This is a genomic window from Pseudomonas sp. ARP3, assembly GCF_001029595.1.
GTDB classification, from domain to species: domain Bacteria; phylum Pseudomonadota; class Gammaproteobacteria; order Pseudomonadales; family Pseudomonadaceae; genus Aquipseudomonas; species Aquipseudomonas rhodesiae.
Genome location: NZ_LEKF01000006.1, coordinates 50,223 through 72,950 on the forward strand (window position 1 = coordinate 50,223; position 22,728 = coordinate 72,950).

The following is a 22,728-nucleotide window of genomic DNA, read 5'->3' on the forward strand; positions in this document are numbered from 1 at the left end:
CCTGGCCTATGCTGGCCGCCTACCGTTCCCAGAGCATGGCCACCCATGAACGACCTCCGCGATCAGGCCGTGCAGTTCGGCCCCTACCGTATCCACCCGCGCCAACGCCTGGTGCTGGAGGCCGGTCGGCCGCTACGCCTGGGGCGGCGCGCGGTGGATATCCTGCTGATCCTGCTGGAGCAGGCCGGCAACGTGGTGAGCAAGCAGGAGCTGATCGCGCGGGTGTGGCCGACAAGCGTGGTGGAGGACGGCAACCTGCGGGTGCATATGGCGGCCTTGCGTAAAGCGTTGGGCGATGGCCAGGCCGGGCAGCGCTATATCGTCACCGTGGCCCAGCGCGGCTACAGTTTTGTTGCGCCATTGAGCATCGAACCGATGAGCCTACCCAGCGACGGTGCGCCTCAACGCCCGTGCCACAACCTGCCCCTGCGCCGCACTCGCATGATCGGGCGCCAGGCCTTGATCGACCGCCTGGTGCAACAACTGCCCACGCAACGCTTTATCACCCTGACCGGCGCCGGCGGCATCGGTAAAACCACCGTCGCCCTGCGTGTGGCGGAATTGCTGATCGGCCACTACCGCGACGGCATTCACCTGCTGGACCTGGCGCCGCTGAGCACGCCATCGATGATCCTGCCCAACCTCGCCGCCCTGCTCGACCTGGCGCCGGTCGAACAAGGGCCGCTGGTGGCTTTCGCGCGCAGCTTGCAGGAGCGCCAGTTGCTGCTGGTGATCGACAACTGCGAACACCTGCTGGACGACATCGCACTGATCAGCGAAACCTTGCTGCGCCACGCGCCCCACCTGCACATCTTGGCCACCAGCCGCGAAGCGTTGCGCGCCGAGGGCGAGTCGGTGCAACGCCTGGAGCCGCTGGCCTGCCCACCCGCCTCCGGCAACCGTGCCCAGGCCCTGGGTTACCCGGCCTTGCAACTCTTGATCGAGCGGGCCATGGCCCATCAGGACAGCTTTGAACTGAGCGACACCGAGCTGCCCCTGGCCATCGATATCTGCCAGCGCCTCGATGGAATTCCCCTGGCCATTGAGCTGGCGGCGGCGCAGATCGAGCGTTTCGGCCTGTCGGGATTGCTGGCGCAAATCAACGATAACGTGCGCCTGCTCAACCGTGGCCAGCGCAGTGACCTGCCCCGTCATCACACCCTGCGCGCAACCCTGGACTGGAGCTTCAACCTGCTCAGTGCCGGCGAGCAAATCTGCCTGCGCCGTCTAGCGGTGTTTCGCGGCGGCTTCAGCCTGGCCAGCGCAACGGCGGTGATTGCCGGCGCAGCGCTCGCCCCGGCCGAGGTACCCGGCTCGATCAGCCAACTGGTGGGCAAATCCCTGCTGAACGTAGAACCCAGCGATGACGATATGGTGTATCGCCTGCTGGACATCACCCGCACCTACGCCCTGGAAAAACTCAGCCTCGCCGGCGAGCTGGACGCCACCCGCGAACGTCACGCGGCGCGTTGCCTGGCGCTGATGGAACAGGCACAGGCCGATTGGTCGCTACTCGCGACCCAGCCGTGGATCGACCGCTACGCCCCGCTGCGCGAAGACATCCGCGCGGCGCTGGACTGGGGCCTCGGCACGGGCGGTGCGTCGGCGCTGGCGATCAAGTTGACGGTCAGCGCCATGCCGCTGTGGCAGGAACTGTCGCTGCTGCGCGAACACGCTTTGTACGTGGGCAAGGCCCTGGCCCTGATGGACAAGGCCCAAGCGCCCTGCCCGCGCCTGGCGATGCAGCTGCAACTGGCCTTGGGCAGCCTGGTTTATCACGCAGTCGGCGGCGCGGCCCAGAGCGGCACGGCATTCGCCGAAGCCGCGCGCCTGGCCGAGCAGAGCCAGGACCTGGGCGGCCAGTTGCGCGCGATCTCCGGGCAAATGGCGGTCGACCTCTGTGGCGGGCGCTATGACCAGGCGCGGGCCCAGAGCGTGCAGTTCGATCGCCTCGATCCGCGCACCGATCCGCTGCTGGGCTTGAGCAATCAGCGCCTGCAGGTGCTGGCCCAGCATTTCACTGGCGACCAGGTCCTGGCCCGCCAGAATGCCGAACAGCTGATCCAGCGCATGGCCCACAGCGGCCACTTGAACCGGTTCGCCCACGGCATCGGCATACAGTACGACCAGAATGTTGCTTCATTGACCGTCCTGGCGCGCATCCTATGGCTGCAGGGTTACCCCGAACGCGCCTGGCGCACCGCCAGCCAGGCATTGGAGCTGGCCGTGCAGGTCAACCACGGCACCTCGATCTGCTACACCCTGGCCCTGGCCGGCGTGGTGATCGCACGCTACAACGGCGACCAGACGGCAGCGCAGCACCTGCAAGCGCTATTGCTGGAACAGTCGCATAAACATGGGGTGCATTTGTTCCAGACCTGGGCCGGGCATTACATCGGCATCATGGAACGCAGCGACCTGCAAGGTCTGGGGCTGATCGAAGACATTCTGGTCACGCTCGGCGCCTGCCCGGTCGATGCACAGAACGCCGCGCGTGCACGCACGGGTGCCGCCGGTTGGTGCGCGCCGGAACTATTGCGGGTAACCGCCGAGCAGATGTTGGGCCAGGGCGATACATTGGCCGCCGAGCCCCTGCTGCGCGAAGCCCTCGACCTGGCCAACACCCAAGGCGCCCTGGCCTGGGAACTGCGCAGCGCCGCATCGATGGCACGGTTGTGGCAAAGCCTGGGCCGCGCGGATGCCGCCCGCGACCTGCTCAAAGGCGTGTACGAACGGTTTAGCGAAGGGTTCGCCACGCCGGATCTAGTCGACGCTCGCCGCCTGCTCGACCAGTTGCAGGACAAACGGCCGGCCTGAACCCAGCCCCAGGTAATGCCCATAGCCCTGCTGCAAACGTTGCACTTGCCGTGGGTCGCGCAACTGCATCAGGGCATAGTTGCGCAGGCAATTGAGCAGGCGGTAACGCGGCAATCCGGGACCAGGCTCCACGCTGAGCAGCGAGACATTCACCAAGCGTGTCAGCAGGTACGCCAGGTCGGCATGCTCCAGTTCGGTGCCGGCCACCAACGCGCTCAACGTCGGCAAGTTCACCGCGTGCTTGAACAGCCCCAATTGCAGGAACAACCAGCGCTCCGGCAGGCTCAGGCGCTGGTAGGTCCAATCCAGGGCTGCCGCGAGGGACTGATGCCGCTCAACCGCCGTGCGGCGCCCCCGAGTCAAGACCTGTAAGCCCTTGCACAGCTGCGCCTGCACGCCACGCATGCCTAGCGCGTCGACCTGCGCCGCCGCCAGCTCCAGTGCCAGGGGAATGCCGTCGAGGCGTCGCACGATATCGCGCAGCGGCGCCAGATCCTGAAGACGCAACTCAAAGCCTTGCTGCCCGGCCCGCGCGCGCGCCACGAACAGCTGCACCGCCGGGCAGGCCAACGCCTGTTCGACACTGGCCAGTGCCGCCGGTGCGGGCACCGCCAGGCGCGGTACGCGCAGCACCCATTCGCCGGGAAGGTGCAGCGGTTCACGACTGCTGATCAGCACGCTGACCCGGGGCGCAAGTTCACGCAATACGCGCAGCCACTGCCGGCACGCGACCAATAGCAGGTCAATGCCGTCGAGCACCAACAGCAACTGGCGCGACGCCAAGTGCCGTCCCAGCTCATGGGCGCTGCTCCCGGCTTGCAGCTGCAGCACCGCGGCCACCTGCTCCAGCATCGCCTTCGGCGTCTGCACCGTGGCCAGGTCGACCCACCATACGCCGTCGCGATAGCGCGGCAAGACCCGCTCGGCCAGGGCCAATGCCAGGGTGCTCTTACCCACCCCGGCGCAACCTGTGAGGGTCATCAGGCGTTGGCCGGACAGACGCCGCACCAGCACGCCTAATACTTCGTCACGGCCTATCACCGGCGTCAGCCGAGCAACCAGGTTGTGGCACGGCGTCGCCACCGAAGGCAGTGCGCCGTGCACCGGTGCCGCGAAGCAATAGCCGCGATGAGGATCATTGAGGATGTAGCGTTGCCCATCGAACGCCCGGCGCAACGCGGCGATATGCACACGCAGGTTGTTCTCTTCCACCACGCTGCACGGCCAGACGCGCTCGATCAAGGTCGCCTTGTCGATGAATTGTCCCGGCGCTTCGAGCAGCACCGCGAGGATGTCCAGCGCGCGCCCGCCAAGCGGCACCGGCCAACCCGCCTTGCTGACCAGGCGTTGCTGGCGGTGAAAGACATAAGCACCAAAGCGCAGTGTGCCATCAGCGTCCATCGACTGAGGGTTGTTCATGTCTCGTCATCGCGCTGAAACACCCGTTCTTGGGCGTTCGCGCATCCTTTTCCATGGGCTTGGCGTTATCTTGCCAGTTGGCAATGACAGGACAATGCTGGCACAGGGAGCGATACGGACAATCCGGTGCGCTAGACGGACATGGTGTCGTTAACTGAACTGTTGTCGGTATTGGGTCGGGGTCAGGCCGAGTTTTTCACTGAAGAGAAAGCGCATATGCCGCACGCTGCCGAAACCGGCGTGGAACGCCACGGTCTTGAGCGGCAGCTCGGTGGTTTCCAACAAGTGCCGCGCGCGGTCGATGCGCGCACCTTGCAGAAAGGCCATGGGCGTCATCTGCACATCCTTGGCGAACAACCGCGCAAAGTGGCGCGCGCTCATATCAACCAGAGCGGCCATGGATTCGACGGTGAAGGACTGTTCAAGATTGGCCAGAACATGGTTCTGCACTCGGGTGATCGGGGTTTCCTGGGGCGCCACGGCCGAGGTCATCGGGCTGAACTGAGCCTGGCCGCCCTGACGCTTCATCACCACCAGCAGCACCTTGGCCACTTCCACCGCCACCTGTTTGCCGTGGTCCTGAGCCACCACCGACAACGCCAGGTCGATGCCCGCGGTGACCCCGCCGGAAGTGATCAGGCGCCCGTCCTGCAAGTAGATGCGATCGGTCTCCACGATAGCCTTGGGGAACGCCTTGATCAGTCGCTCGGTGTAGTGCCAGTGAGTGGTGACGCGATGACCGTCCAGCAGCCCGGCGTACCCCAGCACAAAGGCGCCGGTGCAGATCGAACCGAAGCGCCGCGCCCGTGGCACCGCCGCCCTGAGCCACGGCAGCAACGCCGGGTGGCACTCGTTGTAGGCGCCAGGGCCGCCGGGCACCAGCAACAGGTCATAAGCGTCCAGGGCCTGCTCCAGCAACAGGTCGGCCTGCACCATCACCCCATTGGAGGCGCGCAACGGGCCAGACTCGGTGCCCAGGGTGAGGATTCGATAATGCTGCGCAGGGGGCAGGTAGCGATTGGCAATGGAGAACACTTCGAGCGGCCCGGCCATGTCGAGCAGGAGGAAGTCCGGGAACAGCGCCATGGCCACGGTTTTCATTGTGCGGAGGGTCCATAGAGAAGAAGGCGGCGCTCATTATTGCACGCTCGCAACTGTCAACCGCAAGTGGACAGTTATTCAGTTTTCATCTTCTTAATGAATTAAAAGACAACCAGTAACCTTCTCCTCAACGCCAGCGCACTGCATGTCGCAGACCGCGCTCACTTGAGGACAAAGACCATGCTGACCCTACGCAAAGCATCCGAACGCGGCGCCGCCAATCATGGTTGGTTGAAGTCGTTCCACACCTTCTCGTTCGCCAACTACTGGAACCCCGCCGAGCAGGGTTTTTCCGACCTGCTGGTGATCAACGATGACCGCGTCGCCGCCGGCAAAGGCTTCGGCCAGCACCCGCACCGCGATATGGAGATTTTCTCCTATGTGCTCGAAGGCGCCCTGGAGCACAAGGACACCTTGGGCACCGGCTCGGTGATCCGCCCCGGCGATGTGCAACTGATGAGCGCCGGCAGCGGCGTGGCCCACAGCGAGTTCAACCACAGCCAGACCCGAGGCGTGCACTTCCTGCAGATCTGGATCGTGCCCTCGGTGGCCGGCGCAGAGCCGCGCTATCAGCAAGAGCACTTCAGCGAAGCGCAAAAACGCGGACGCTTGCAGTTGATCATCTCGCCGGACGGCGCCGACGGTTCCCTCAGCGTGCGCCAGGACGCACGGGTCTACGCCGGGCTGTTCAACGCCGAAGAAACCGCGACGTTGGACCTGCCACCGGCGCGGTATGTGTACATCCATGTGGCTCGCGGCAGCGTTGAGGTCAACGGCCAGCGCCTGGAAGAAGGCGACGGCGCCCGGGTGCGGGATGAGCGCCAGATTCGCCTGAGCCAGGGCGAGGACGCCGAGGTGTTGGTGTTCGACCTGCGACCTCAGGAACTGCCACAGATGCCATGACCGACCGCGCGGTGGCCCGGGAAACCGGGCCATCGCTGGCGTCGATAGTCACCATCAGCCCAATGAAGTTCTCTTAAAAAAAGCAACGCGTAACATCCAACCCATACACAGCAACACCCCAACTTAATGACTCGGAGCACACTCTCATGAAACGCCAACTCTTGCTTAGCCTTGCTTTCTCGGTACTCGCTGCCAACGCATTCGCTCACCCCGTGTTGGCCGAAGGCGGCGCGGATCGCCTGATGGAAAACCGTGTCGCCGAAGGTGGCGCCGACCGTTTACAGGAACGTGGCCTGGCTGAAGGCGGTGCGGATCGTTTGCAGGAACGCGCTCTGGCCGAAGGCGGTGCGGATCGCTTGCAGGAACGCGCTCTGGCCGAAGGCGGTGCGGATCGCTTGCAGGAACGTGCTCTGGCCGAAGGCGGTGCGGATCGTTTGCAGGAACGCGCTCTGGCTGAAGGCGGTGCGGATCGTTTGCAGGAACGCGCTCTGGCTGAAGGCGGTGCGGATCGTTTGCAGGAACGTGCTCTGGCCGAAGGCGGTGCGGATCGTTTGCTGGACAACCACGCTTAACCCCCTCGCTGTTTGCGAGGCACCCCAAACCGGCCTGATCAGCCGGTTTTTTTTCGCCTGGCGTTCTGCTCAATTCACCCAATTGCACGATTTGCCTGAAATCAGTCATTTGCGGACCTACCCCAGCCCTCGTCTGCTTATTAAAGTGCCGCTTTTGATCAAGGCTCGGATGGACTGATGAATCTGTGGTTTCGCTTGCTGTATATGCTGTGCCGTCGCCCGTGGCGCACACCTGCCCATGGCCTGGCCACCACGGTGGTGCGGATGCGCGTCTGGCCTCTGGACCTGGACATCAACCGGCATGTCACCAATGGTCGTTATTTCACCCTGGCGGACGTAGCGCGCATGGACTTCGTGCTACGCACCGGCGCCTTTCGCGTCGCCCTGCGGCATAAGGCATTGCCGATCGTGGGCGATACCTGGGGCAAATTCCGTCGCGAATTGAAACTGTTCGAAGCGTTCGAAGTGCACACCCGCATGCTCGGCTGGGACCATAAGTGGAGCCTGATGGAACATCGTTTCGTCAGTCGCGGCCGCGTGGTTGGGGTGGTGGTAATGCGCGGGCTATTCCGCTCGGCCAAAGGCACCTTGCCGCCGAGTGAGTTTGTTCGGGAACTGGGGCTGGAAGAAGCTTCGCCACCGATGCCGCAGTGGCTGCAGGACTGGGCACACAGCTGCGACGAGATGAGCGCGCAACTGCGTACTGAAGAGCAAATCGCCTAGGCATATTTTCGTGACAGGAACGCCGTCAAACCTGTGGGAGGGGGCTTGCTCCCGATGGGGCCTGCTCAGTCGATACCTGGGTTGCTGACCCACTGCTATCGGGGGCAAGCCCCCTCCCACCCTGGTTACCGCTGGCCTTTGGATCGGTGTAAAACCTGGCGATCGAGCCGGGGGCCACTGCGCTCAAGTCAACGCCATCAAACCTGTGGAGGGGGCTTGCCCCCGATGGGGCCTGCTCAGTCGATACCTGTGTTGCTGACCCACCGCCATCGGGGGCAAGCCCCCTCCCACCTTGGTTACCGCTGGTCTTTGGATGGGTGTAAACCCTGGCGACCGAGCCGGGGGCCACTGTGCTCAAGTCAACGCCGTCAAACCTGTGGGAGGGGGCTTGCCCCCGATGGGGCCTGCTCAGTCGATACCTGTGTTGCTGAGCCACTGCTATCGGGGGCAAGCCCCCTCCCACCCTGGTTACCGCTGGCCTTTGGATGGGTGTAAACCCTGACGACCGAGCCGGGGACCACTGTGCTCAAGTCAACGCCGTCAAAACTGTGGGAGGGGGCTTGCCCCCGATGGGGCCTGCTCAGTCGATACATGCGCGCCTGACCCTCCGCTATCGGGGGCAAGCCCCCTCCCACCTTGGTTACCGCTGGCCTTTGGATGGGTGTAAAACCTGGCGATCGAGCCGGGGGCCACTGCGCTCAAGTCAACGCCATCAAACCTGTGGAGGGGGCTTGCCCCCGATGGGGCCTGCCCAGTCGATACCTGTGTTGCTGACCCACTGCTATCGGGGGCAAGCCCCCTCCCACCCTGGTTACCGCTGGCCTTTGGATGGATGTAAAACCGGGCGACCGAGCCGGGGACCACTGTGTTCAAGTCAACGCCGTCAAACCTGTGGGAGGGGGCTTGCCCCCGATGGGGCCTGCTCAGTCGATACCTGCGCTGCTGACCCACTGCTATCGGGGGCAAGCCCCCTCCCACCTTGGTTACCGCTGGTCTTTGGATGGATGTAAAACCGGGCGACCGAGCCGGGGGCCACTGTGCTCAAGTCAACGCCGTCAAACCTGTGGGAGGGGCTTGCCCCCGATGGGGCCTGCTCAGTCGATACCTGTGTTGCTGACCCACTGCTATCGGGGGCAAGCCCCCTCCCACCCTGGTTACCGCTGGCCTTTGGATGGGTGTAAAACCGGGCGACCGAGCCGGGGACCACTGTGTTCAAGTCAACGCCGTTAAACCTGTGGAGGGGGCTTGCCCCCCGATGGGGCCTGCTCAGTCGATACCTGGGTTGCTGACCCACCGCCATCGGGGGCAAGCCCCCTCCCACCTTGGGTTACCGCTGGTCTTAGGACTGGCGCAAGGCCCGGTCGGTCATTTGATGCGGTAGTGAAAGGTATTGCGCACCGCCGGCACGGCCACGGCCTTGCCATCAACGATCCTCGGCTGGTAGCGGAAGGTGTTGGCAGCCGCCAACGATGGGCGGATAAACAACGGGTGGCAGCCGTCCAGTACTTTGGGGTTTTCCACGCGGCCCTGGGGGTTGACGGTGTATTCCACCGAGCAGTCGCCTTCGATGTTTTTGTCCAGGGCCCGTTCGGGGTATTCCGGGGCTTCCTTGCTCAATGGCATGTATTGGCGGCTGTCGAAAGCCGGAGCCGGCGCAGGGGTGGCGGCGCGGGCTGTTTCGGCGGCCTGGCGTTGTTGGGCCTGGCGTTGCTGTTCCTGTTCACGCTCGCGCTGTTCGCTGGCCAGGCGCTGCTGTTGTTGCTGCTCTGCTTTCTTTTCTTCGACACGCTTACGCGCCAAGGCGGCTTTTTCGAGCTTTTGTGCCTGCACACGAGGATCGACTGCGGGTTTGACCGGCGTTGGCAGTACCACCGGTTCCGGCGCTGGCGGCGTCACCGCAACCGGTTCGGGGGCCGGTACTGGGACCGGCGCCGGGGGCAGCATCACCAGTTGGGTGTGCATCACGCTCGGGGCCTCCGGCGTGGGCGGTTGTGGCGCCCAGCCCAGCATCAACAGCGCCAGCACAATCACATGCAAGGCCACCGCCAAACCGGCGGCCAGGCTGTTGCGCCAAAAGCCCGAAGGCGCCGCGGAGGCCATCGGCAAGGTGGGACTGTGCATGATCATCGCCGTCATTGCGGGGCCTCGGTCACCAGCCCCAGGTTGCTGACACCGCCCTTTTGCAACACCGCCATGGCAGCCACCACGAGGCCATACCCGGCATTGTCATCGGCGCGGATATACACCTGGGTGTCACTGCGCGCCGCCACCACCTGCGCGACCTTGGCGCCCATTTCTTCCAGGCTCACCGCGCTGTCGGTCTGGTGCTGGGTGTCCAGTTCCTCGCCGAGGTTCCAGTAGTAACCGCCGTCGGCCTGCACCGACAAGGTGAGGATTTGCTGGCGGGTGTCGGTGGCCAGCGCCTCGGCGGCAACCTTGGGCAGTTCGATCTTCACGCCCTGGGTCAGCATCGGCGCGGTGACCATAAAGATCACCAGCAGCACTAGCATCACGTCGATATACGGCACCACGTTCATTTCGGCCTTGGGCCCGTGCTTGCGTTGTGGCCTGACTAACATGGGAGTACTCCTGCTCAGGCGGCCGCGGCCAGGTTGATCGGCGTACCGCGCAGGGTGCGATGCAGCCGCACTTGCAGCTCGTTGCCAAAGGCGTAATAGCGGGTGAGCAAGGTCTGGCTGCGCGCCGAAAAGCGGTTATACGCAATCACCGCCGGAATCGCCGCAAACAGACCGATGGCCGTGGCGATCAACGCTTCGGCGATCCCCGGCGCCACCGTGGACAATGTGGCCTGTTGCACCTGGGACAAGCCGAGGAACGAATTCATGATGCCCCACACGGTGCCGAACAAACCGATATACGGGCTCACCGAACCCACGGTGGCAAGGAACTGCAAACCTTTTTCCAGCTCGATTTCCTGCGCGGTGATCGCCACCTGCAAGGCCCGCTCCACCCCTTCGAGCACCGCCGGATCATGGCTATGCAGGTGCTGGTATTCCTGGACCCCGGCGATGAAGATCGGCGCCACTCCACCCTCGCCCGCCTGCAGGGTGTCGCGGTACAGCCCGTGCAAATCCGGCGCCGCACGAAAGCGTTGCACAAAGCCGTTCAACTGCCGCTCCAGACGCCGCAGCACCGTGCCGCGCTGAATAATCAGGTACCAGCTGCACAACGAGGCCAGCAGCAAAGTGACCATCACCGCCTTGACCAACAGGCTGGCGTCGCTGATCAAGCCCCAGATCGTCATATGTTCCATCGTCGCGTGCATGGTGAATGTCCTCTATCCGTTTAACGTGCAGTGATTAAAAAGTCATGACAGCTCAAGGCAACTTCAACGTGCGGGTCACATCGGCCCAGGGCACGAACTTGAAGTTCTGGGTTTGCTCAGGCATGCGTTTGCGCCCGTCCTGCACTACCAGCAGGCCTTGGTTCCACGGCCCGCCGAGGTTGACGGCGGTGACTTCCAGGCCATCGGTTTCCGATGCGCCGTCGATACCGGCAGCGGCGTTCAGGCCGACCCGGAAGGCACCGCGACTGGCGAACGGCGGCTCGGCATCCAGCACCAGGTAGCTGTCATTGCCCTGGCTGGAGATCACCAGGTAGTCATGCTGCGCACTCTGGTACAGCGCCAGGCCCTCGACGTCCGCGTGCAATTGTTCGCCGACCTTGATCACGCTGGTCAGGGTCGCCGGCTGATCGGCACGGGCATCCACCGCCCACACGCCCACGTCTTCTTCGCCGATAAACAAGCGCTGGCGCTGGTCGTCGGCGACGCAGCCTTCAGGCTGGCTGTCGACCTTGAACTGGCGCACCAGCTCACCCTGCACGCGCCCGTCCGGGGCGCTGAGGCGGTATTGCAGGAAGGTGCCGTCCTTGCCGTTGGCGATCGCATAAATGTCGCCGCCGGCGGGCTGGAACAGGCACATGCCGTAGATCTCCTTGAGCGGCGTCGGCACTTCACCAGCCTCGCGCAACTCGCCGGTCTGCCGGTCGATGCTGAACAGGCTCAGGCTGTTGCGATCGCGATTGCTTGCCACGGCCAGGTCCACGGTCTGCTGGCCAAGCTTGAAACGCGGGCGCACGTCGACGTTGTTCAAGCGCCCCACCGCCAGCTCTTGCAGCAGCTTGCCGTCGAGGTCGTAGACCAGCAGGCCCTGTTTTTTGTTAGTGCCGAGCACGCGGCTCTGCCCAGGGTGCTCGGGGTGAACCCAGATCGCCGGGTCATCCGCCGCGTCGCCCTGACGCCCCACCGGCTCGCTCTGGCGCAGCGCGGCGACCTCCGGCAGCACCGGCGCGACCGGCACGGGTTTGGCCTGCCAGTCGAGGGTGCCTTGATACAGTTGGCCGTTGTCGTCGTCGCGTACCAGCAATTGCCGACCGTTGATTGCCAGTTGCTCCGGCTCCTTGAGGCCGGGCAGACCCAGGCTCGGTTGCTCTACCCAGCGCGCGCCGGAGGACTGGAACAGGTGCAACTGCGCGGTTTTCGGGTCCAGGGCGACCATCCCCCCCGGCACCAGCGCCATGGCCCCGGCTTCACGCTTGGAATCATCGAACAGCGTCACCGGCGTGCGTTTCACCGCGGCTTCGGGATGCGCCGGGTAGGCCCACCAGCCGACGTTTTCTTCGTTCACCACCAGTTGCTGCGTGGCGTCGTCCACCTGGCAGAACTGCGCCGACGGCGGCAACGGCACCCCACGCACACGGCGGGCTTCAGCGAGCAGCGTCGAGCCATTGCCTACCAGCCATTGCTCGCCCTTGCCCTCCTCCCCGACCAGGAACACAAACAGGTTGGCCGCCGCGTCGCGGTACAGGCACAGACCGTTTACCGGAAAGTCGCGGGGCGGCAGGTACAGCGGCTGGCCCCAGGTTTTAGCGGCGGTATCGAGGTTGATCAGCAGTGCCTGCTGGCGGTCGTTGTCGAGGCTGGCGACCACTGCGTGGGGGCCAGTGGCGCGTGTATCGAGGCTGCTGAAGTGACCGTTGAAACGCGCCAGTTCGGCGCCCTTGCTGTCGAGCAATTGCAGACCGTCACGCGGGCTGGCGGTGAGGCGCGTCTGACCGTCGGGCAGGATGGCCACGGCTTCGGCCCTCAGGCTGGGGCCCCAGGGCGTCAGGGCCAGATCGGCGGCGAAGACGGGGCCGCTGGTGGCCAGGGCGATCAGCAGGTACAGCTTGGAAATTCTCATGAACGAACAAATCCTTCGGAAAAATGCAGAACGCTGTGGGCTTGGGGGGCTTCAGTGGGTCAGCTACTGATGCGTCAATTGACAGGCCCTCATCGGGGGCAAGCCCCCTCCCACATTGGAATTGAGTGAGTTAGAAATGCGTGAAGGTCAGGCCCACTTTGTAGGTGGGGCCGTACTCTTCGTACTGGCCGTTGTAGCTGCGGTGGCCGGTGTAGACGAAGTACGACTCATCGGTAAGGTTCTGGGCCTCGAAGCTGACTTGCAGGTTCTTGCTCAGTGAATAGCGCGCGCTGAAGTCGACGAAAGTCTGCGCGTCCACATGCAGGTCATGGGCCTTGTCGTTGATCGACGCCAGCTCATACAGGTAGGCCGATTTGTAGTTGGCCGACAGGCGCAGGCTGAGCTTGTCGTCTTCCCAACCAAGCATCAGGTTGCCGACGGTGTCCGACTGGCTGGGCAGGCTGATGTTGCGCTTGCGGTGAGTGCCACTGGCAGCGTCGAAGCCTTCGATGTCCGCGCTGGAGCGGCTGAATGTGCTGTTGGCGCCCACCAGCAGGCCGTTCCACGGCGCGGGTAGCCAGTCGAATTTCTGCGAGTAAGCCAGCTCCAGGCCATACAGCTTGGCGCTGTCGCCATTGGCGTAGGTGTGGGCCTCGGCGAAGTTGGTCCAGGCCCCGGTACCGGCCAGGTCGGTGTTGTAGACGAAATTCTGGATGTCCTTGTAGAACACAAACGCCGAGACGGTGCCGGCACGCCCCATGAAGTGCTCGATGCCCAGGTCCAGATTGCTCGATTCCAACGGCTTGAGGTCCGGGTTGCCGAAGGTGGCCTCGTCATCGTCGATCACAAAACCCGGCGCCAGTTGGCCGAAGGTCGGGCGCACCACGGATTTGGTCCAGGCTGCACGCACCTGGGTGTTCTTGTCGATCTGATAGCGCGCGTGCAGGCCCGGCAGCCAATGGTGGTAGCGGCGCCGGGTGTCGGTGGCGGTGAACTGACCGTCGGTGGCGCCGGTGCCCTTGGCTTCGAACTCGGTGCCTTCGTAGCGCAGGCCGGCGATAAAGCGCCAGTCGTCGATATCGATCGTGTTCATCAGGTAACCGGCGTTGATGTCTTCACGCATGGTGAAGTCGTTGACCCGGGATTCGGTCTCGTCATAGAAGTCCGCACGGTTGAGGCCGCCGATCAACTGCTTGATGCCGCTGGCGCTGATGCCAGGGCCGTAGTTGCCCAGGCGATAGTCGACATTGCCCTTCTGGAATTGCGTCAGGCTGAGCTGCTGGTCGGTAAAGCCCAGGCTGTCGAAATCCTTGTAGACCCAGGCTTCCAGGTCGTTGTCCTTGTTGCGCCGGCTGACCTTGCCGCCGAATTTGACCTGGGACGCATAGCCGCTCAGGTCGTAGTCGCGGGCCAGGTCCAGGCGCAGGTTTTTCTCAGTGTCTTTGGTGTTCTGTTTTTCCCAGTCGACTTTGTCGAGGGTGAAGTTGGCCGGGTCGTAGAAGGCGCTGCCGATGATCGGGCGCGGTTTGTCTTTGTCATAGAAACCGCTGTTGGCGAAGTCACCGCCGTCGAAGGTGGCGCCGGCAATATGCGCGGGGCTGTCTTCGCTGGACTGGCTGTAACCGGCCTGGCCACTGAGGGTCCACAGGCCGAGCATGCGTTCGCCGCCGAACACGTAGGACTGAATCTCCTGGGTCTCTTCGCGGTTCTTAAGCTTGCGCTTGCCCTCGGCCTCGCCCAACTGGCCGGGTGCCTGCGGGTCGGCGAATTCCAGGCTGGTGGAGTTGCGGGTCTCGGTGTCCGTGTAGCGGCTGTACAGGGTGCGCAGGTAGTAGCTGCTCAGGTCATCGGGTTTGTAGTCGAAGTTCAGGCCACCGCCGGCGCGTTCGCGGCTGATGTCGTAGTCGCGCTGTTCGAACTCGTTGAGCCGGGCACCGTCGGTGAAGTCCCAGGCGCCGCCGGTCTCGACGTTGTCCGAGCCGAAGTCGCGCTTCTGCCAGCTCAGCGCCGCGGCCACGCCGAAGTTGTCGATACCATCGCCGAGGCTGAAGCGGTTACTGGCGGCCCCGGAGAATTTGGGGCTGGTCTGGCGAGTGTTCTTGTCGTAGCTGGCTTCGCTGCTGCCGGTGTAGAACAGGCCTTTGTGATCGAAGGCCGACAGGCTTTGCACATCGACGGTGCCGCCCAGGGAGTTGGCGTCCATGTCCGGGGTGAGGGTCTTGATCACCGACAGTGACTGCACCAGCTCCGACGGCAACACGTCCAGGGCCACGGCGCGGCGGGCGCTCTCAGGGGCGGGCACCAGGGTGCCGTTGATGGTCACGCTGTTGAGGTCCGGGCCCAGGCCACGCACGCTGACGAAACGCCCTTCGCCCTGGTCGCGCTCCACGCTGATGCCCGGCAGACGTTGCGCCGCTTCGGCGACGTTCTCATCCGGCAACTGCGCCACGCCATCGGCATGCACCACACTCTTGATGCTGTCGGCACTGCGCTGCTCCTTGAGCGCCTGGCTGATCGCGGCGGCCTGACCGACCACGTCGACATGCTCGGTGGTGGCCGCGTCGGCCGCATAGAGCCGCTCGCTGGCTATCGCCAGGGCCAAGGCGGTAAGCGTGAAGCTGACGAGCCCGGTGCGCTTGTACATGCAATCCTCCCCAAGAATCCGTTCGACGCCAGGCAAAAGGCCCGGCAACTGGGAGGGCACGCTAGGGGTGGGGGATGACGGTTCTGTGACAGCGATCGGCGTAAAGCCCTGTAAACCGCGGCTTTCAGCCATATGCTGAGATGAAATGAGCTGATATGACCTGCAAAAATCTCCCCTGTGGGAGGGGGCTTGCCCCCGATGGCTGTTTAGCAGCCAACAGATATGCCAGCTATCCCACCGCCATGAAGGGCATAGGTATCTACATAGCAGGAGAAAATGAGGGTGTTGTGGTGAGCAGGCTTGCCCTGCGCTGGGCTGCGAAGCGGCCCCCATTCCACGCGATGTGGTTTTAGCTGATACACCGAGGCGCCTGGGTTTGGGGCCGCTTCGCAGCCCAGCGCGGGGCAAGCCCGCTCACCACAACAAGCCCGCTTTTTGTGGCGCGGCGTGTTTGTGGTGAGCTGATTCGACCTTTCCCCGTTGTCATCCAACCGTCACATCCATCTGCTGTGCTGGCGCCCTTCGCTTCTTTGCCCAAGGACTCGCGGCTATGTTCTCCGTGCTCAAACCCCACCGCTGGAAACTCGCCCTGCTGCTGATTGCCGCCAATCTGGGGCTGATCCTGCACCTGGCCTGTGGCGAGCTCAAAAGCGTCAGCGAATGGGAGTGGCTGGATATCGTCGGCGAAGGCGGTTCGGCGCTGCTGGCGCTGGTATGGCTGGGGCTGGTGCTCAAGAGCCGCCCCGCCGGGCGCGTGACCAACTATCTGGTGCTGGGCCTGGCGTGCATCTTTTTTTCCTGGTGGATCGACAGCCTGGATGAATTTATCCGCTTGCCCGACAGCATCACCTGGGACCACTGGCTGGAGTCCGGCCCGATGCCGGTGGGCATGATCCTGCTGACCCTCGGCATCTACCACTGGCACCGCGAGCAACTGGCGATCAGTGCGCAAATGGAGAAACGCGAGCGGGTGTTCCGCGAACATCGCTTGTTCGACAAGCTCACGCCCCTGGGCGGTGCCGACTACCTCAAGCGGCAATTGGCCGAGAGCCTTCAGGACAGCCGCGAGCAGGCCCAACCGCTGTCGCTGCTGGCCCTGGATCTGGACAACTTCGCCGCCATTAACCAGGCCTATGGGCATGCCGAAGGCGATGCGGTGCTGCAAGCCCTCAGCCAGTTGCTGTTGCTCAACCTGCGCCGCCAGGACTTGTTGTGCCGCCTGGCCGGCGACCGCTTTGTGGTGCTGCTGCCCAACACCGGCGAGCGCCAGGCCAAAGACATCGCGCTGGAATTGCAGCAAGCGGTGCGTGGCCTGGCCCACAAGACCCGGCAACAAGGCGAGCGCCTGCAACTGGCGGCCTCCACAGCGGTGGTGATGGCCCTGGACGAACCGCCCCACGACCTGCTCAAACGCCTCAACCTGGCGTTGGCCAAGGCCAAGCAGCCCCTGGCGAAAAGTGCCTGACATGGCCATCAACACCCGCTGGTATGAAAGCGACTGCCGCTTTATCCCTGGGCACTATCAACCCGCCACGCTGATCGACCTGGCACTGTCGCGGGGCATCGACAGCCATCGCTTGCTGCGCGGCACCGGGCTTTTCCACGAGGACATCCTGGCCGGCAACGCGCGCCTGAGCCCGCAGCAGTTTCTGGGATTGATCGGTAACAGCCGCAAGTTGCTCGACGCCGACGACAGCAGCTTTCTGTTCGGCCAACGCCTATTGCCCGGCTACTACGGCGCCGCCAGCCATGCCCTGGGCCATGCGCAAAACCTGCACCAGGCGCTGGAGGTGCTGATCCAGTTGCAGGTGTTGCTCAGCCCGCTGGTGGCGCTGCATCTGGAGTTGGACGAGCACCACGCCTACCTGTATTGGCAGGACAGTTGCGGGGCCGGCGAGCACTGGCGTTTCCTGCTTGAAGCCAGCATGACTTCGCTGGTTGCCATGAGCCAATGGCTCAGCGGTGAGCGCCTGCCCTGGGCGTGCAGCTTCAGCCATGCCGAGCCGCGCTATGTCGAGCAGTACTGGGTAAACCTGGGTGAAAACACGCGTTTCGCGCGCCCTTTGGACATGCTGTGCATCCCTCGCCAATACCTGACACATGCCTGGCCCGGCGCCTCGGCCACTGCCGCTCAAGTCGCGCGTCAACAAGCCCATGCACAGATCGACCAGCTCGGCTTTGCCGACAGTTTTCTCGACTGCCTCTACGATTACCTGCGCGATCAGGTGCGCCAGCCGCCCAACCTGGAACAGGCGGCGCAGGCGTTCGCCATGAGCCCGGCGACCCTCAAGCGCAAACTGCACAAACACGACACCGGTTTCCAGGAACAGGTCGACCGCGTGCGCAAGCAGGTGGCGTTGCACCTGTATCAGGTCAAGGGTTATAGCAACGATGAGGTGGCGGCCTATCTGAACTTCAACGACGCGGCCAACTTTCGCCGCGCCTTCAAACGCTGGACCGGCAGCACACCGAACCTGATCCGTCAGTTGTTCAACAGCCGCTAGCCAGGCGCTCGCGCAAAAACTCCACCAGCGCCTGCACTGGCCGTGAGCTTTGGCGGTGCTGGGGATATACCGCCGACAAAGTTAGCGCCTCGGGGGCGAACTCATCGAGCACCGTGACCAGCCGCCCGTCCTGCAAGGCATCGCCGACGATAAAGGTGGGCAGGTAGGTGACGCCCAGCCCGGCAATCGCGGTGTCGCGCAGCAAGTCGCCGTTATTCACGCGCATGCGCCCGCAGACGTTCAGCGCCTGCACTTTGCCCTTGAAGCGCCATTGCACCTGGCGGCCGTGGCCGTACGGCAGGCAGTCGTGGTCGGTCAGGTCCTCGGGTTTCTGCGGCGTGCCGCGCAACGCCAGGTAGTCGGGGCTGGCGCAGTAGACCCGCGCGATGCTGGCGATGCGGCGCGCGATCAACGTGGAATCTTCCAGGGTGCCGATGCGCAGCACCAGGTCGTAGCCCTCGCCGATCAGGTCCACGGGGCGGTCGCTGAGGTCGACCTCCACCGTCACCTGCGGATAGCGTTGCAGAAATAACGGCAACAGACAGCCCAGGTGGGCGATGGCAAACGACAGCGGCGCACTGAGGCGGATGGTGCCGCGCGGCTCGCTGTTCTGCCCGGCAATGCCCTGCTCCACCTGCTCGACTTCACCGAGCAGACGCAACGCGGATTCGTAATAACTCTGCCCCAGGGGCGTGACATCCAACCGACGCGTGGAGCGATTGAGCAAGCGCACGCCCAGGCGGTCTTCCAGTTGGATCAAGCGGCGGCTGACGAACTGCTTGGACAGGCCCAGCTGTTCGGCGGCAGCGGTGAAACTGCCGGACTCCATGACCTGGCAGAACAGGCGCATGTCTTCGAAGGGGTTCATTGTCGCTTCTCGGTGGACATTTGCAGGGCTTTATAACCGGATGATCGCAACACCACAAATCAAATGTGGGAGGGGGCAAGCCCCCTCCCACATCGATGACCTACAGGCGTGAGAACCGGTTACTTGGCGGTGAACGCCGAGTAGCTGTTCATCAGGTTGCGGTAGTTGGGGATACGCGGCGACAGCAGGTTGGCCAGGCCTTCCATGTCGTTGCGCCAGTCCACTTGCAGTTCGCAGGCCACGGCGAACCAGTTGACCAGTTGCGCGCCGGCGGCGGTCATGCGTGCCCACGCGGCTTGTTGCACGGTTTCGTTGAAGGTGCCGGACGCGTCCGTGACCACGAACACCTCAAAGCCTTCGGCCAGAGCGCACAGGGTCGGGAACGCTACGCACACGTCCGTCACCACACCGGCAATGATGATCTGCTTGCGGCCGGTGGCCTTGACCGCTTTGACAAAGTCTTCGTTATCCCAGGCGTTGATCTGGCCAGGCCGGGCGATGTACGGCGCGTCCGGGAACATGGCCTTGAGCTCCGGCACCAACGGGCCATTAGGGCCGCTTTCGAAGCTGGTGGTGAGGATGGTCGGCAAGTTGAAGAATTTGGCGACATCGGCCAGGGCCAGCACGTTGTTCTTGAACTCGTTGGGGGAGAAATCCTGTACCAGGGAAATCAGGCCGGTCTGGTGATCCACCAACAGCACCACTGCGTCATCTTTGTTCAAGCGCTTGTACGTCATGGGGTTAACTCCTTGGGTTGGGATTAAAAGGCAAAGCACGAGCAGCCGAACGCGCCCCAGAAACCCTGGAAGTCGCTGACCGGCACGCTGGAAAGGCGCGCTTTTTCATGGCTGTGGGCATGCACGCCGCACGGGCCGCTGCATTGGTGAACCTGGGCCTGCAACGGTGAGCTGGGGCGCCAGTGCCCTGGCACCTTGACCACCGGCGACCAGTCCGGCAGCACCGGCACGCGCGGCGGTGCGTAGTCTTCGAAGTCGCCGGCGCCGTACACCACTTTGCCGCCGACCACGGTCAGCACCGATTCGATCCACTTGATGGCCTCTTCATCGACGCTGAAAAAATCCGCCGACAGCGCGGCGACGTCCGCCAATTGGCCGACTTTGATCTGGCCCTTCTTGCCCTGCTCCGAAGAGAACCAGGCGCTGCCATGGGTGAACAATTCCAGCGCGGTAAGGCGCGGCAGGCCCTCGGCATGCAGTTCCAAACCGCCCACAGTGCGGCCGCTGACCATCCAGTACAACGAGGTCCAGGGGTTGTAGCTCGATACGCGGGTGGCATCGGTGCCGGCGCCGACCGGCACGCCTTCAGCCAGCATGCGCTTGATCGGCGGCGTGGCTTCGGCGGCTTTGGCGCCGTAGCGCTCGACGAAATATTCGCCTTGGAACGCCATGCGGTCCTGGATCGCAATACCACCGCCCAGGGCGCGTACGCGTTCGATGTTTTTCGGGGTGATGGTTTCGGCGTGGTCGAAGAACCACGGCAGGCCATTGAACGGAATATCCCGATTGACCTTCTCGAATACGTCGAGCATGCGCGAGATCGATTCGTCGTAGGTGGCATGCAAGCGGAACGGCCAGCGCTGCTCCACCAGGTGACGCACCACCGGTTCCAGTTCCTGCTCCATGGTCAACGGCAGGTCGGGGCGCGGTTCGAGGAAGTCTTCGAAGTCGGCGGCGGAGAACACCAGCATTTCACCGGCGCCGTTGTGGCGCAGGTAGTCGTCGCCCTGGTGCAGGGTGACGCTGCCGGTCCAGTTCTTGAAGTCGCTGAGTTCTTCCTTGGGCTTTTGGGTGAACAGGTTGTAGGCGATGCGCACCGTCAACTGTTGGTCCTTGGCCAGTTGCTCGATCACTGCGTAGTCATCGGGATAGTTCTGGAAACCGCCGCCGGCATCGATGGCGCTGGTCAGGCCCAGGCGATTGAGTTCGCGCATGAACTGGCGAGTCGAATTGACCTGGTATTCCAACGGCAGTTTCGGGCCTTTGGCCAGGGTCGAATACAGGATCATCGCATTGGGCCGCGCTACCAGCATGCCGGTGGGGTTGCCATTGCTGTCGCGCACGATCTCGCCACCCGGCGGGTTCGGCGTGTCCTTGGTGTAGCCTGCCACGCGCAGAGCCGCACGGTTGAGCAAGGCGCGGTCGTACAGGTGCAACACGAACACCGGGGTATCCGGCGCGGCCTGGTTGAGTTCCTCCAGGGTCGGCATGCGCTTTTCGGCGAACTGGAATTCGTTCCAGCCACCGACCACACGCACCCACTGCGGTGTCGGCGTACGGTCGGCCTGATCCTTGAGCATGCGCAAGGCATCGGCCAGGGACGGCACGCCTTCCCAGCGCAGTTCGAGGTTGTAGTTCAGGCCGCCACGAATCAGGTGCAGGTGCGAGTCGTTGAGACCCGGGATGACCGTGCGGCCCTTAAGGTCGATGACCTGGGTCGCGCTGCCACGCAGGGCCATCGCTTCAGCGTCGGTGCCGACGGCAACGAAGCGGCCCTGGTGGATGGCGACGGCGGTCGCACGCGGGTTTTCACGGTCCACGGTGTGGAACTGGCCATTGAACAGGATCAGATCGGCGTTCATAGGGTTTCCTTTACAGAGGCTTCAAGCCAGGGAGCGAACAGGCGCGTGGCGGCCGGCATCATCACGTAGACCACCAGCACCACGATGGTCACGGTGACCAGGAACGTGGACACCACGTAGTTAGAGAGCAAGGGATGCAGGCGCAGCAGCGGGCCCCAGATAATCGGCACCAGCAGGGTCAGCGGCAGGATCACGCACAGCGACACCACCGCCTGTTTCCAGCGCGGCGGCGGCGCGCTGCCGTCGGCCAGGGGGGTGAACCAGAATTCGTTGACGGCACCGATTTCGGTCTGGTCGCCATCGGCGAGCATCGGCGCGGCTTCGTCGATCAGGGCCTTGCGTTGGGGCGATTCGAGCCAGTGTTGCAGGTCGTCGGTGGAGCGGTAGCGCAGCACGCAGGTAAACAGCGCCAGGCCGTCCTGCTTGCCGCGCACCACGTCGACGCCCAGGTGCCCGGGCCGTTCGCCGGCAATGCGCACGATGCGCCGCAGCCAGGCTTCGTAGTCGGCCTCAAGGCCGGATTTGATGCGGTGTTTGACCACCAGGGTGACGACTTCGTCGGCCCCTGTCTTGGCGGCTGGATCCATGGCGTGCCCCTCTGCTTCCCACTATCAGCGATGAGGGAAGTGTGCCGTGGACCCGCCAAGGAAAATTGCATGTACGTGCTGTGTGGATGGGACGGGCTTACCAGCCTTCTTTCAACATCCGCAGTTCCAGATGCTGCAACAGCATGATGGTCTTGCCATCCACGATCTCGCCACTTTGCACCATCGCCAAGGCTTGTTCGAAACCCAGCTCCAGCACTTCGATGTCTTCGCCCTCTTCTTCCAGGCCACCGCCGCTGCCAACCTGATCGGCCGGCTGGTATTGGCCGATAAAGAAGTGAATCCGCTCGGTCACCGAGCCGGGACTCATGAATGCCGCGTAGATTTTCTCGACGTGCCCGACGCGATAACCGGTCTCTTCTTCGGCTTCCAGGCGAATGCGTTCTTCGGGGCTGGCGTTGTCGAGCAGACCGGCCGCCGCTTCGATCAGGTAGCCGTGGTAGTCGTTGACGAACGTGGGCATGCGGAACTGGCGAATCAGCAACACCGTGCGTTGCGCGCGGTTGTACAACAGGATGGTGGCGCCATTGCCACGGTCGTACACCTCACGGGTCTGGGCCTGCCAGCTACCGTCGCGGCGGCGCAGGTCGAAGCTGTATTTCTTGAGGTTGTACCAGTTGTCCGAAAGGGTCTCTTCGGCGGTGATGCGTACGGGGCTGCTGTCCATGGTCGGGCCTTTGCTCAAAGGAGCAGGAGCATGTCGCGCAGAGAGCGACAGCGTCAAGCCGCACAACGGTGGTCGAAATAATTCCTGCCGGCGCGGGGCTTC

General features: G+C 63.7%; 18 protein-coding genes. 6 read left to right on the forward strand and 12 right to left on the reverse strand.

From position 1 onward, the window contains the following. Positions 1 to 45: 45 nt before the first annotated feature. Positions 46 to 2,817, forward strand: a complete 2,772-nt coding sequence (locus ABX75_RS09300; protein ID WP_047881806.1) for a winged helix-turn-helix domain-containing protein — start codon at positions 46 to 48, stop codon at positions 2,815 to 2,817. Here ABX75_RS09300 and ABX75_RS09305 read toward each other — a convergent pair. Beyond that, positions 2,764 to 4,236 carry a winged helix-turn-helix domain-containing protein gene (locus ABX75_RS09305; RefSeq protein ID WP_047881807.1) on the reverse strand — a complete coding sequence of 491 codons (1,473 nt, stop codon included), beginning with the start codon at positions 4,234 to 4,236 and terminating at the stop codon, positions 2,764 to 2,766. The two genes, ABX75_RS09300 and ABX75_RS09305, sit on opposite strands and share 54 nt — an antisense overlap. A 150-nt stretch (positions 4,237 to 4,386) precedes the next feature. Further along, the gene (locus ABX75_RS09310) at positions 4,387 to 5,337 is read right to left on the reverse strand and encodes a GlxA family transcriptional regulator (protein ID WP_047881808.1); all 951 of its coding nucleotides are present in this window, start codon (positions 5,335 to 5,337) and stop codon (positions 4,387 to 4,389) included. Positions 5,338 to 5,517: 180 nt separating this feature from the next. On the opposite strand from ABX75_RS09310, the gene ABX75_RS09315 reads away from it, so the two are divergent. From ABX75_RS09315 to ABX75_RS09325, 3 genes are all read left to right on the forward strand, one after another. Then, positions 5,518 to 6,240, forward strand: coding sequence for a pirin family protein (locus ABX75_RS09315; protein WP_047881809.1), 723 nt, complete (start codon positions 5,518 to 5,520; stop codon positions 6,238 to 6,240). 146 nt (positions 6,241 to 6,386) lie between these two features. Further along, entirely contained in the window at positions 6,387 to 6,812 is a 426-nt protein-coding gene (locus tag ABX75_RS09320; RefSeq protein WP_047881810.1) for a hypothetical protein, read from the forward strand. A gap of 177 nt (positions 6,813 to 6,989) precedes the next feature. Then, positions 6,990 to 7,535 (forward strand): acyl-CoA thioesterase, encoded by a 546-nt coding sequence (locus ABX75_RS09325; RefSeq protein WP_034098377.1) that lies wholly within the window; start codon positions 6,990 to 6,992, stop codon positions 7,533 to 7,535. Between the two features lie 1,365 nt (positions 7,536 to 8,900). Here the strand turns inward: ABX75_RS09325 and ABX75_RS09330 are convergent. The 5 genes from ABX75_RS09330 to ABX75_RS09350 all read right to left on the reverse strand — a co-directional run bounded on the left by ABX75_RS09330 (position 8,901) and on the right by ABX75_RS09350 (position 15,383). After that, positions 8,901 to 9,671, reverse strand: coding sequence for an energy transducer TonB (locus tag ABX75_RS09330; RefSeq protein WP_040268579.1), 771 nt, complete (start codon positions 9,669 to 9,671; stop codon positions 8,901 to 8,903). Then, complete coding sequence (tolR, locus tag ABX75_RS09335; RefSeq protein ID WP_047881811.1) at positions 9,668 to 10,114, reverse strand: protein TolR; 447 nt, start codon at positions 10,112 to 10,114, stop codon at positions 9,668 to 9,670. The genes ABX75_RS09330 and tolR overlap by 4 nt, the downstream gene beginning before the upstream one ends. A 14-nt stretch (positions 10,115 to 10,128) precedes the next feature. Then, positions 10,129 to 10,821 (reverse strand): protein TolQ, encoded by a 693-nt coding sequence (tolQ, locus tag ABX75_RS09340; protein ID WP_034098384.1) that lies wholly within the window; start codon positions 10,819 to 10,821, stop codon positions 10,129 to 10,131. A gap of 52 nt (positions 10,822 to 10,873) precedes the next feature. Continuing rightward, positions 10,874 to 12,739: a phytase gene (locus tag ABX75_RS09345; RefSeq protein ID WP_047881812.1), complete on the reverse strand. Its 1,866-nt coding sequence runs from the start codon at positions 12,737 to 12,739 to the stop codon at positions 10,874 to 10,876. Positions 12,740 to 12,869: 130 nt separating this feature from the next. Beyond that, positions 12,870 to 15,383 (reverse strand): TonB-dependent receptor, encoded by a 2,514-nt coding sequence (locus tag ABX75_RS09350; protein WP_040268583.1) that lies wholly within the window; start codon positions 15,381 to 15,383, stop codon positions 12,870 to 12,872. Positions 15,384 to 15,933: 550 nt separating this feature from the next. Here ABX75_RS09350 and ABX75_RS09360 point away from each other — a divergent pair. Both ABX75_RS09360 and ABX75_RS09365 read left to right on the forward strand, forming a co-directional pair. Then, a complete protein-coding gene (locus ABX75_RS09360; RefSeq protein WP_034098390.1) occupies positions 15,934 to 16,848 on the forward strand; it encodes a GGDEF domain-containing protein in 915 nt (304 codons plus the stop codon). Position 16,849: 1 nt separating this feature from the next. Then, positions 16,850 to 17,887, forward strand: a complete 1,038-nt coding sequence (locus ABX75_RS09365; protein WP_034114019.1) for an AraC family transcriptional regulator — start codon at positions 16,850 to 16,852, stop codon at positions 17,885 to 17,887. Here the strand turns inward: ABX75_RS09365 and ABX75_RS09370 are convergent. From ABX75_RS09370 to ABX75_RS09390, 5 genes are all read right to left on the reverse strand, one after another. Further along, positions 17,874 to 18,755 (reverse strand): LysR family transcriptional regulator, encoded by an 882-nt coding sequence (locus ABX75_RS09370; protein ID WP_047881814.1) that lies wholly within the window; start codon positions 18,753 to 18,755, stop codon positions 17,874 to 17,876. The genes ABX75_RS09365 and ABX75_RS09370 overlap by 14 nt on opposite strands. A gap of 119 nt (positions 18,756 to 18,874) precedes the next feature. After that, positions 18,875 to 19,492, reverse strand: coding sequence for an isochorismate family cysteine hydrolase YcaC (ycaC, locus tag ABX75_RS09375; RefSeq protein WP_034098396.1), 618 nt, complete (start codon positions 19,490 to 19,492; stop codon positions 18,875 to 18,877). Positions 19,493 to 19,515: 23 nt separating this feature from the next. After that, positions 19,516 to 21,354 carry an amidohydrolase gene (locus ABX75_RS09380; RefSeq protein WP_034138441.1) on the reverse strand — a complete coding sequence of 613 codons (1,839 nt, stop codon included), beginning with the start codon at positions 21,352 to 21,354 and terminating at the stop codon, positions 19,516 to 19,518. Next, positions 21,351 to 21,941, reverse strand: a complete 591-nt coding sequence (locus ABX75_RS09385) for an antibiotic biosynthesis monooxygenase (RefSeq protein ID WP_034098399.1) — start codon at positions 21,939 to 21,941, stop codon at positions 21,351 to 21,353. The genes ABX75_RS09380 and ABX75_RS09385 overlap by 4 nt, the downstream gene beginning before the upstream one ends. 97 nt (positions 21,942 to 22,038) lie before the next feature. Further along, on the reverse strand, positions 22,039 to 22,626 hold the full coding sequence (locus ABX75_RS09390; RefSeq protein ID WP_034098401.1) for an NUDIX domain-containing protein: 588 nt from the start codon (positions 22,624 to 22,626) through the stop codon (positions 22,039 to 22,041). Between the last annotated feature and the right edge of the window lie 102 nt (positions 22,627 to 22,728).

Excerpts from the sequence above, each read along its gene's own strand:
- ABX75_RS09370 (WP_047881814.1), bottom strand. The coding sequence starts at position 18,755 with ATGAACCCCTTCGAAGACATGCGCCTGTTCTGCCAGGTCATGGAGTCC.
- ABX75_RS09360 (WP_034098390.1), top strand. The coding sequence starts at position 15,934 with ATGTTCTCCGTGCTCAAACCCCACCGCTGGAAACTCGCCCTGCTGCTG.
- ABX75_RS09315 (WP_047881809.1), top strand. The coding sequence starts at position 5,518 with ATGCTGACCCTACGCAAAGCATCCGAACGCGGCGCCGCCAATCATGGT.
- tolR (WP_047881811.1), bottom strand. The coding sequence starts at position 10,114 with ATGTTAGTCAGGCCACAACGCAAGCACGGGCCCAAGGCCGAAATGAAC.
- ABX75_RS09385 (WP_034098399.1), bottom strand. The coding sequence starts at position 21,941 with ATGGATCCAGCCGCCAAGACAGGGGCCGACGAAGTCGTCACCCTGGTG.
- ABX75_RS09365 (WP_034114019.1), top strand. The coding sequence starts at position 16,850 with ATGGCCATCAACACCCGCTGGTATGAAAGCGACTGCCGCTTTATCCCT.
- ABX75_RS09310 (WP_047881808.1), bottom strand. The coding sequence starts at position 5,337 with ATGAAAACCGTGGCCATGGCGCTGTTCCCGGACTTCCTCCTGCTCGAC.
- tolQ (WP_034098384.1), bottom strand. The coding sequence starts at position 10,821 with ATGCACGCGACGATGGAACATATGACGATCTGGGGCTTGATCAGCGAC.
- ABX75_RS09350 (WP_040268583.1), bottom strand. The coding sequence starts at position 15,383 with ATGTACAAGCGCACCGGGCTCGTCAGCTTCACGCTTACCGCCTTGGCC.
- ABX75_RS09325 (WP_034098377.1), top strand. The coding sequence starts at position 6,990 with ATGAATCTGTGGTTTCGCTTGCTGTATATGCTGTGCCGTCGCCCGTGG.
- ABX75_RS09390 (WP_034098401.1), bottom strand. The coding sequence starts at position 22,626 with ATGGACAGCAGCCCCGTACGCATCACCGCCGAAGAGACCCTTTCGGAC.
- ABX75_RS09345 (WP_047881812.1), bottom strand. The coding sequence starts at position 12,739 with ATGAGAATTTCCAAGCTGTACCTGCTGATCGCCCTGGCCACCAGCGGC.
- ABX75_RS09305 (WP_047881807.1), bottom strand. The coding sequence starts at position 4,236 with ATGAACAACCCTCAGTCGATGGACGCTGATGGCACACTGCGCTTTGGT.
- ABX75_RS09330 (WP_040268579.1), bottom strand. The coding sequence starts at position 9,671 with ATGACGGCGATGATCATGCACAGTCCCACCTTGCCGATGGCCTCCGCG.
- ABX75_RS09380 (WP_034138441.1), bottom strand. The coding sequence starts at position 21,354 with ATGAACGCCGATCTGATCCTGTTCAATGGCCAGTTCCACACCGTGGAC.
- ycaC (WP_034098396.1), bottom strand. The coding sequence starts at position 19,492 with ATGACGTACAAGCGCTTGAACAAAGATGACGCAGTGGTGCTGTTGGTG.
- ABX75_RS09320 (WP_047881810.1), top strand. The coding sequence starts at position 6,387 with ATGAAACGCCAACTCTTGCTTAGCCTTGCTTTCTCGGTACTCGCTGCC.
- ABX75_RS09300 (WP_047881806.1), top strand. The coding sequence starts at position 46 with ATGAACGACCTCCGCGATCAGGCCGTGCAGTTCGGCCCCTACCGTATC.